Source organism: Microcystis sp. M53598_WE2, assembly GCF_030067735.1.
GTDB lineage: Bacteria > Cyanobacteriota > Cyanobacteriia > Cyanobacteriales > Microcystaceae > Microcystis > Microcystis aeruginosa.
The window spans coordinates 1-8,113 of the sequence record NZ_JASJFE010000377.1; the positions used below are offsets into that span (position 1 = coordinate 1).

Sequence of the window (8,113 nt, forward strand, 5' to 3'; positions counted from 1 at the left end):
ACCAGTTAAGTAGGTAGGCACAATTATTTGTAGGATGGGTTAGCGGTAGCGTAACCCATGCGGGCGTTGGGTTTCATGCTTCAACCCAACCTACGTTCATTTTATATTTAATTCCACCCACCTACTTATCAGTTATCAGTGACCAGTTATCAGTTAGCAGTTATCAGTTAGCAGTTAGCAGTTATCAGTGACCACTCCCCATCTGCTGCCTCCTCAATTAAGCGATACTACTGCGCTTTCTCGCTTCCTTATAAGATGTTCCCACATCCTGTAAACCGACTTTAATCATCTGTTGTTCCAAAAGAGCAAAAAAACGCAAGCGATCGCCACCTTTAATCACTGCTAAATTGTGCGCTTCCGCTAAGGCGATCGGATAACCATAACCTTTTAACACCTGGGCCAGTAAAATACTCAAAGAGCGATCGAGTAATTCTCGCTCCTCCACCACCCAAGCAGGAACCTCTACCCTAGCGATTTCCGTCCCCACATGGAGATAACAGAAGTAAATGCGATGTTCATCCCCATAAAGATCGAGTATTTTCAAAGAACTGCGCCAAAAAGGACTTCTTTGCCCTGGTTCCAATAAATAACCCCAGAGAGAAGCATCCCGGAGAGGATCGACAACGCGACAAGGGGTTTTTTCTGGGTCTAAATCACCGCAATTGATCAAGCAATTGGGAGTATCATGGGGACAAGATTGTAAACGCAGGAAATTTAAGCCTTCCGTGCTACGAGAAGCACTAATATAACCCATAAGCGGGATTTTAGCTGATTTTAAATCGTCCCAAGACTGAAAAATCGGTGGCAAAATTAAATCTTTTGCTTCTGGGGGGAGACTATCGATAAACCAATAGATCAAAGAACCATCCACGAGGGCTAAATTTGGTTCATAATGGGCCCCGGGGGGTTTTACCCAACGAGTAGCCATTTCCGCTAACATTTGGCTTTCTAATACCGTCCGACGATAACTCATCCACTCATCCACACGAATACCCCACTGTTTAGAAATGTAGAGGTCTTCTGATTTGTAATAGACTTCGGGAATGCTATCGAGGAGAGGGTGCAAATTTTGACCATAGTGCAACATAATCCTACCGATGTTAATTAGATAACAGTAGGCGATTTCGTGGTGAGAAGGGGCAATTTGGGAACCATCCGTGGCAAAAACGCTATGACTTTCGGGAGCGGGAAGGATAGTAATGCGGGTGTCGAGAGGTTCGATCGGTAGCGCGACAGAGAAAATTAGGCGATCGTGCCAGTTATGATAGAGTTCTAGCAGTTTTTCCTGTTGCTGTTGAGCTTGTTCCAAAAGAATTTTAGCCCGTTGCACTCGCTCGCGACTAGCTGTCACTTCCTGTTGAAAATGTTGACTGATTCCTGGCATTTTTGCCGCTAATCTCGCAAGATCGAGCATAGCTGTCCTCTCCCTGACTTTTTTTGATTTTATCGCAATTTTGTTTCTCTGATGCTAATTTTGTCAATTATTGCCAAATTTATCCTTAGTAATCTCCGCTTACAGCAGTTATCTTAATGGTGAGATAGGAAGTTTTCCTTTTGGGGAGTCGCTCGTCAATCCCAAAAAGGAATCTTGCGTATTTAGACAATATTTCTCCTTAAGATCATTATAGTTTTGATAAGAAGTAATTTGCTCATGTTGCATTCTACCAACAATAATACCAGGGTGTATTCCTAGTTGTTCGGCAAATTGATTAATAGCTTTTCTATTCAGAGAATTATTGGCGATAAATCTCTGCCAATCTCTGGGAGGAATTAAGAAATTAGCCGCAAAAACATCCGCCTCTTTTTCTTTAATTTTATCTCGAATATCTTTATCTTGCCCCTCTAAAAATAAAGTTCGTTTCCCATGTAATAAAATATGACCAGCTTCATGAAAAAAAGAAAACCAAAAATGATCATTTGTTTTGTATCGATCGCTCAATTGAATTAAAGCTCTGTGAGAATCTAACCAACGGGTAGCACCGTGTACCCTTGTTTTCGGAAGTTCAGGGACAAAGGCTAAGGCAACCCCCGCTGCCGCACAAAGCTCGATCATTTGCGGTTGAAATACCTCGATAGACTTAATAGTTAACGAACGAATTTGTCGCAAGGCATCTCTGAATTTCAACTCGTTGTAATCAGCACAATTAATTTTCGATGCTTCTATTTCTCCTTGACGCAACCATGCCGTTATTGCCCCTTGACCGCTATCAAATGCTTGAGACTTTCTAAAATCAATCGATAAATTTCTCCCCCAAATCTCCTCCCATTGCTCAGGGGAGACAACGGCAAAAAAATTCAAGCTCTCTCGTAATTGCTCTATTTTATCCTCATCAAACTTGAGCCAGCCTAATTCAGTCATCTGCCGATAAGGAATTTGTTTTAACCAGCCTAAATAACCTTTTAATCTTTGATTCTCGTTTTTTCTCGCTAAATATTCCCGATAAAGTCTTTCGCGCTCTATCCAGAAACGAGCGGGAGTTCCTAACACTAACTCTATCTGTAAGGCGGTATCGATAGTAATCTCCGCTTTACCTTTTATGATCTCATTGATAGTCTTTCTCGGTCTGCCCATGCGTTGGGCCAGTTCCGATTGAGACATATTTCTTTCTTCTAGGATTTCGGCAAGGGTTTCTCCCGGTGGAGAAATAAAATCCGGTGCATATCTGTTCTCAATAGTATTAGTCATATAACAATTCGTGGCAACGTCCCGGCAGCGATCGCATTTCCTCCAGGACAATAACTGCTTTTAAGTCGTCGAGTCTTTGCCTGATTTTCTTAGCCATCTTCTCTCCATACTGTTTTTTCAGGAGCCGTTGGCTATTGCATTCGTTCTCAAATTTTTTTTCCTTAAATACAATATCCATTGTAGTTGACCCTTGTAATATTGTTAACCTCAAAGGTTAACAATATTTTATGGCAGCACACCTGGGTTGCATCCAGTACAAACGCTCTAAATATATCGTTAAGAGCTAATACTCTAGACACCAGTTCTGAAAATGAGGTTAGCTAGAGACAGCTTTTCAGACATTGGCCGATTAATCAGGTGATAATTATCGCTAAAATTGCACCATCAAGCCAAAACAACGAAGCTGTAATTTTATCGCTTAATAACGCCCGAATTGAGTGCCGCAGCCGCCCAAGAAAAAGACAATCTCTAACATCTAAACCGGAGAAAAGCACAATAGGCGACTTGACAACAACAGCAACAATTTGCTATAATGACCTTTTGTCAACGATTTGACCTTCGGTAATAGGAGTTCAGAGTAACCTTAGATACAGCCCTATCATGCCCACCATTCAGCAATTAATACGCGACGAAAGATCCAAAGCGAAAAGAAAAACCAAATCTCCCGCCCTCAAACAATGCCCCCAACGTCGGGGAGTTTGTACAAGAGTATATACCACCACACCGAAAAAACCCAACTCAGCCCTACGGAAAGTGGCTAGGGTACGTTTGACCTCTGGATTTGAGGTGACAGCCTACATCCCGGGCATCGGTCATAACCTACAAGAACACTCGGTCGTCCTGATTCGGGGCGGTCGGGTCAAAGATCTACCCGGAGTCAGATATCACATCATTCGCGGCACCCTCGATGCCACTGGGGTGAAAAACCGTCAAAAGGCGCGGTCTAAGTACGGAACCAAACGCCCCAAACCCGCCGCTAAATAAACAGGGAATTGATTAACCAAGAAAATACTCCCACCGAGTCGGTCAAAGTTAACCCAAGAGACTGAAGACTCGCAGGAGAGGGTTTAAGATGGGCTGTAATCATCCGACTGTCAAGCAAAAGTTAAAGTTAACCTAGAAAATTCAGGAATATTCCGATGTCTCGCCGTAAAAACGTCAAAAAACGTCCTATTCCCCCCGATCCCGTTTACAATAGCTGTTTAGTCAGCATGACCATCCGCCGGATCATGCGATCGGGCAAAAAATCCCTGGCCGCTAATATCGTTTACGATGCCCTGAAAACCGTCGGCGAACGTACCGGCCAAGAACCCCTAGAAGTATTTGAAAAAGCCGTTAAAAACGCCACTCCCCTAGTGGAAGTGAAAGCCCGCCGGGTCGGTGGAGCCACCTATCAAGTACCGATGGAAGTACGGAGCAATCGTGGTAGTACCTTGGCACTACGCTGGTTAGTCCATTATGCTCGGACTAGAGGCGGCAAAACCATGGCAGGTAAACTAGCTAACGAGATCATGGATGCGGCCAATGAAACCGGCGGCACGATCAAAAAACGGGAAGAAACCCACCGGATGGCAGAGGCAAACAAAGCCTTTGCCCACTATCGTTACTAAAAAGATACTTTAAGGGCGGTGGACTACACCGCTGCCGCCAAAAAACTGTCAAGAAAAGTATAGAATTGTAAATAGTGTAAAAAATCCTAGAACAAAATCCCATCACTGGCAAGCAAAGCAAGGAGGTTGCTGTGGCACGGACTATCCCGCTAGAGAGAGTGCGAAACATCGGAATCGCCGCTCATATAGACGCGGGCAAAACAACGACAACAGAAAGAATCCTGTTCTACACGGGAGTCGCTCATAAACTGGGCGAAGTCCACGACGGAACGGCAATTACCGACTGGATGGAACAGGAACGGGAGCGAGGAATCACCATCACCGCCGCCGCCATCAGTACCAGTTGGCAAGATCATCGCATCAACATCATTGACACCCCCGGCCACGTCGATTTCACCATTGAAGTGGAACGTTCCATGCGGGTACTCGATGGAGTGGTAGCGGTTTTCTGCTCTGTTGGTGGTGTACAACCCCAATCAGAAACCGTCTGGAGACAAGCCGATCGGTACAAAGTACCCCGGATTGCCTTTATCAACAAAATGGACAGAACGGGAGCGAACTTCTTCAAAGTTTACGAACAATTAAGAGATCGCCTCAGAACTAACGCCGTTCCCATCCAAATGCCGATCGGCGCGGAAAGCGAACTGAGCGGGATCGTTGATCTCGTCAAGATGCGCGCCTATATATATAAGGACGATCTAGGGAAAGACATAGAAGAAACCGACATTCCCGAAGACTTATTGAAAAAGGCCGAAGAATTCCGCGTGCAGCTGGTGGAGGCTGTAGCGGAAGCTGATGAAGAACTCCTAGAAAAATATCTAGAAGGTGAAGAACTCACCGAAGCCGAAATCAAACGCGGTCTCAGAGAAGGGACGATTGCTGGTACAATTGTTCCCGTCCTCTGCGGCTCGGCTTTCAAAAACAAAGGGGTACAACTGCTCCTCGATGCCGTCGTCGATTACCTACCCTCACCCTCGGAAGTAGCCGCCGTTAAAGGGATTCTTCCCGATGGCAGCGAGGCAATCCGGGAGGCTAAGGACGATGCGCCCTTCTCGGCCCTCGCCTTCAAAATCATGGCCGATCCCTTCGGTCGTTTAACCTTCCTACGGGTCTATTCCGGTGTACTAGCTAAAGGCAGCTACGCCTACAACTCCACCAAAGGAACCAAAGAACGGATCGCTCGCCTGATCGTCCTCAAATCCAACGAACGGATCGAAGTGGATGAACTGCGCGCCGGTGATCTGGGAGCGGCGATCGGACTGAAAAACACCATTACCGGGGATACCCTCTGTGATGATAAGAACCCGATTATTCTAGAATCCCTTTTTATCCCCGAACCGGTTATCTCCGTGGCGGTGGAACCGAAAACCAAACAGGACATCGAGAAACTCAGCAAAGCTCTGCAAGCTCTCTCCGATGAAGATCCCACCTTCCGGGTCAAAGTTGATCCCGAAACCAATCAAACGGTAATCGCCGGGATGGGAGAACTGCACCTGGAAATTCTCGTCGATCGAATGCTCCGGGAATACAAAGTCGAAGCGACGGTGGGCGCTCCCCAGGTGGCCTATCGGGAAACTGTGCGGAAACCCGTGCGCGCTGAGGGTAAATTTATCCGTCAAAGTGGTGGTAAAGGGCAGTACGGCCACGTCGTCATCGAACTCGAACCGGGTGAACCGGGGTCAGGCTTTGTCTTCGTCTCCAAAATTGTCGGTGGTGCTATCCCCAAAGAATACATCAGTCCGTCAGAACAAGGGATGAAAGAAGCTTGCGAATCGGGGATTGTAGCGGGTTATCCCGTCATCGACCTGAAAGCAACCCTTGTAGATGGTTCTTTCCACGATGTGGACTCCTCCGAGATGGCCTTTAAGATTGCCGGTTCCATGGCGATTAAGGAAGCGGTGATGAAAGCTACCCCCGTTCTCCTAGAACCGATGATGAAGGTCGAGGTGGAAGTACCCGAAGACTTCATCGGTAACGTCATCGGTGATCTTAACTCCCGTCGGGGACAAATCGAAGGTCAAGAAACCGAGGCCGGCATCGCCAAAGTCTCCGCTAAAGTTCCCTTAGCGGAAATGTTTGGTTACGCCACTGATATTCGCTCCAAAACCCAGGGACGGGGCATCTTCACCATGGAATTTAGCCATTACGAAGAAGTCCCCCGCAACGTGGCCGAGGCGATTATCGCCAAAAGTAAAGGGAACGGCTAATCAGTGACCAGTGACCGGTGAGCAGTAAAGACAAACCGATCATTTAAATTCGAGCGGTCAACCCTAATAACTGCTAACTTAAAACTGATCTCTGGTGACTGATTACTGTTCACCCACCTGAAGAAGAAAAAAAACAAAGGAACAGAAAGTAAATGGCACGCGCTAAATTTGAACGGACGAAACCCCACGTTAACATCGGTACGATCGGTCACGTTGACCACGGCAAAACTACCCTCACCGCCGCTATCACTATGACCCTAGCGGCTCTGGGTAATGCCCAAGCTAAAAAATACGATGAAATCGATGCCGCTCCCGAAGAAAAAGCCCGCGGGATCACCATCAACACCGCTCACGTTGAGTACGAAACCGCCGGTCGCCACTATGCACACGTGGACTGCCCCGGCCACGCGGACTATGTAAAAAACATGATCACCGGTGCGGCACAGATGGACGGTGGTATTCTCGTGGTCTCGGCCGCCGATGGCCCGATGCCCCAAACCCGGGAACATATCCTGCTGGCTCGTCAGGTGGGTGTACCTAACCTCGTGGTCTTCCTCAACAAAAAAGATATGGTGGACGACGAGGAGTTACTGGAACTCGTAGAACTGGAAGTACGCGAACTTCTCACCAATTACGACTTCGCTGGCGACGATATCCCCATTATTGCCGGTTCTGCGAAAGAAGCCCTCGAGTACATGACCAAAAACCCCAAGGCCCAAAAAGGCGATAACGAGTGGGTGGACGCAATTTATGAATTAATGGAAGCGGTAGATAGCTATATCCCCACCCCCGAACGGGATATCGATAAACCCTTCCTGATGGCGGTAGAAGACGTATTCTCGATTACTGGTCGGGGGACGGTGGCTACCGGTCGGATCGAACGCGGTATTGTGAAAGTGGGTGATAACGTGGAATTGGTCGGGATCAGAGAAACTCGCCCCACCACCGTCACCGGGATCGAAATGTTCAAGAAAAGTCTTGACCAAGGGATGGCCGGTGACAACGCTGGTATCCTCCTGCGTGGTATCCAAAAAACCGACATCGAGCGCGGCATGGTGATCGCTAAACCGGGTACAATCAAACCCCACACCCAGTTTGAAGGTGAGGTGTATGTGTTAAGTAAAGAAGAGGGTGGTCGTCACACTCCTTTCTTTAAAAACTATCGTCCTCAGTTCTATGTACGGACAACTGACGTAACTGGCACTATCCAAGACTACACCGCCGATGATGGCAGCACTGTAGAAATGGTCATGCCGGGAGACCGGATCAAAATGACCGTGGAACTGATCAACCCGATCGCTATTGAACAGGGTATGCGCTTCGCTATTCGCGAAGGTGGTCGCACCATCGGTTCTGGCGTTATCTCGAAAATTATCAAGTAGGCTAATCTACTAATTAACGGGGCAGTGAATTTAAAAGCTGCTCCGTTACTGTCTTTATTTTGTACCTTGACAATTGCAATAGGTGAAATTATGGCTACGCTACAACAACAGAAAATTCGCATTCGTTTGAAAGCTTTTGACCGCCGCCTACTCGATACTTCCTGTGAGAAGATTGTCGATACTGCCAATAGAACTAACGCCACAGCGATCGGACCGATTCCCCTACCG

7 protein-coding genes and 1 pseudogene are annotated in these 8,113 nt (G+C 47.1%); 5 read left to right on the forward strand and 3 right to left on the reverse strand.

From position 1 onward, the window contains the following. Nucleotides 1-217 precede the first annotated feature (217 nt). The 3 genes and pseudogenes from PX636_RS08160 to PX636_RS22625 all read right to left on the reverse strand — a co-directional run. Nucleotides 218-1,414, reverse strand: coding sequence for a DNA double-strand break repair nuclease NurA (locus tag PX636_RS08160; protein ID WP_288116702.1), 1,197 nt, complete (start codon nt 1,412-1,414; stop codon nt 218-220). 108 nt (nt 1,415-1,522) lie between these two features. Next, nucleotides 1,523-2,686 carry a HigA family addiction module antitoxin gene (locus PX636_RS08165; RefSeq protein WP_288116703.1) on the reverse strand — a complete coding sequence of 388 codons (1,164 nt, stop codon included), beginning with the start codon at nt 2,684-2,686 and terminating at the stop codon, nt 1,523-1,525. Continuing rightward, nucleotides 2,682-2,864, reverse strand: a pseudogene (locus PX636_RS22625) (killer suppression protein); the annotation flags it as partial. The pseudogene PX636_RS22625 and the gene PX636_RS08165, both read right to left, overlap by 5 nt. 422 nt (nt 2,865-3,286) lie before the next feature. On the opposite strand from PX636_RS22625, the gene rpsL reads away from it, so the two are divergent. The 5 genes from rpsL to PX636_RS08190 form a co-directional block, all read left to right on the forward strand. After that, a complete protein-coding gene (rpsL, locus tag PX636_RS08170; RefSeq protein ID WP_002740176.1) occupies nt 3,287-3,670 on the forward strand; it encodes a 30S ribosomal protein S12 in 384 nt (127 codons plus the stop codon). Nucleotides 3,671-3,825: 155 nt separating this feature from the next. Next, nucleotides 3,826-4,296: a 30S ribosomal protein S7 gene (gene rpsG, locus PX636_RS08175; RefSeq protein WP_002758831.1), complete on the forward strand. Its 471-nt coding sequence runs from the start codon at nt 3,826-3,828 to the stop codon at nt 4,294-4,296. Between the two features lie 131 nt (nt 4,297-4,427). Next, nucleotides 4,428-6,503, forward strand: a complete 2,076-nt coding sequence (fusA, locus tag PX636_RS08180; protein ID WP_004162842.1) for an elongation factor G — start codon at nt 4,428-4,430, stop codon at nt 6,501-6,503. Nucleotides 6,504-6,655: 152 nt separating this feature from the next. Further along, the gene (tuf, locus tag PX636_RS08185; protein WP_288116705.1) at nt 6,656-7,885 is read left to right on the forward strand and encodes an elongation factor Tu; all 1,230 of its coding nucleotides are present in this window, start codon (nt 6,656-6,658) and stop codon (nt 7,883-7,885) included. 90 nt (nt 7,886-7,975) lie between these two features. Next, the coding region (locus tag PX636_RS08190) for a 30S ribosomal protein S10 (RefSeq protein WP_288116706.1) at nt 7,976-8,113 on the forward strand (138 nt) is incomplete at its 3' end.

What these genes read in the sequence shown, in the direction of transcription:
- PX636_RS08160 (WP_288116702.1), bottom strand. Translation starts at nt 1,414, where the DNA reads ATGCTCGATCTTGCGAGATTAGCGGCAAAAATGCCAGGAATCAGTCAA.
- rpsL (WP_002740176.1), top strand. Translation starts at nt 3,287, where the DNA reads ATGCCCACCATTCAGCAATTAATACGCGACGAAAGATCCAAAGCGAAA.
- tuf (WP_288116705.1), top strand. Translation starts at nt 6,656, where the DNA reads ATGGCACGCGCTAAATTTGAACGGACGAAACCCCACGTTAACATCGGT.
- PX636_RS08165 (WP_288116703.1), bottom strand. Translation starts at nt 2,686, where the DNA reads ATGACTAATACTATTGAGAACAGATATGCACCGGATTTTATTTCTCCA.
- rpsG (WP_002758831.1), top strand. Translation starts at nt 3,826, where the DNA reads ATGTCTCGCCGTAAAAACGTCAAAAAACGTCCTATTCCCCCCGATCCC.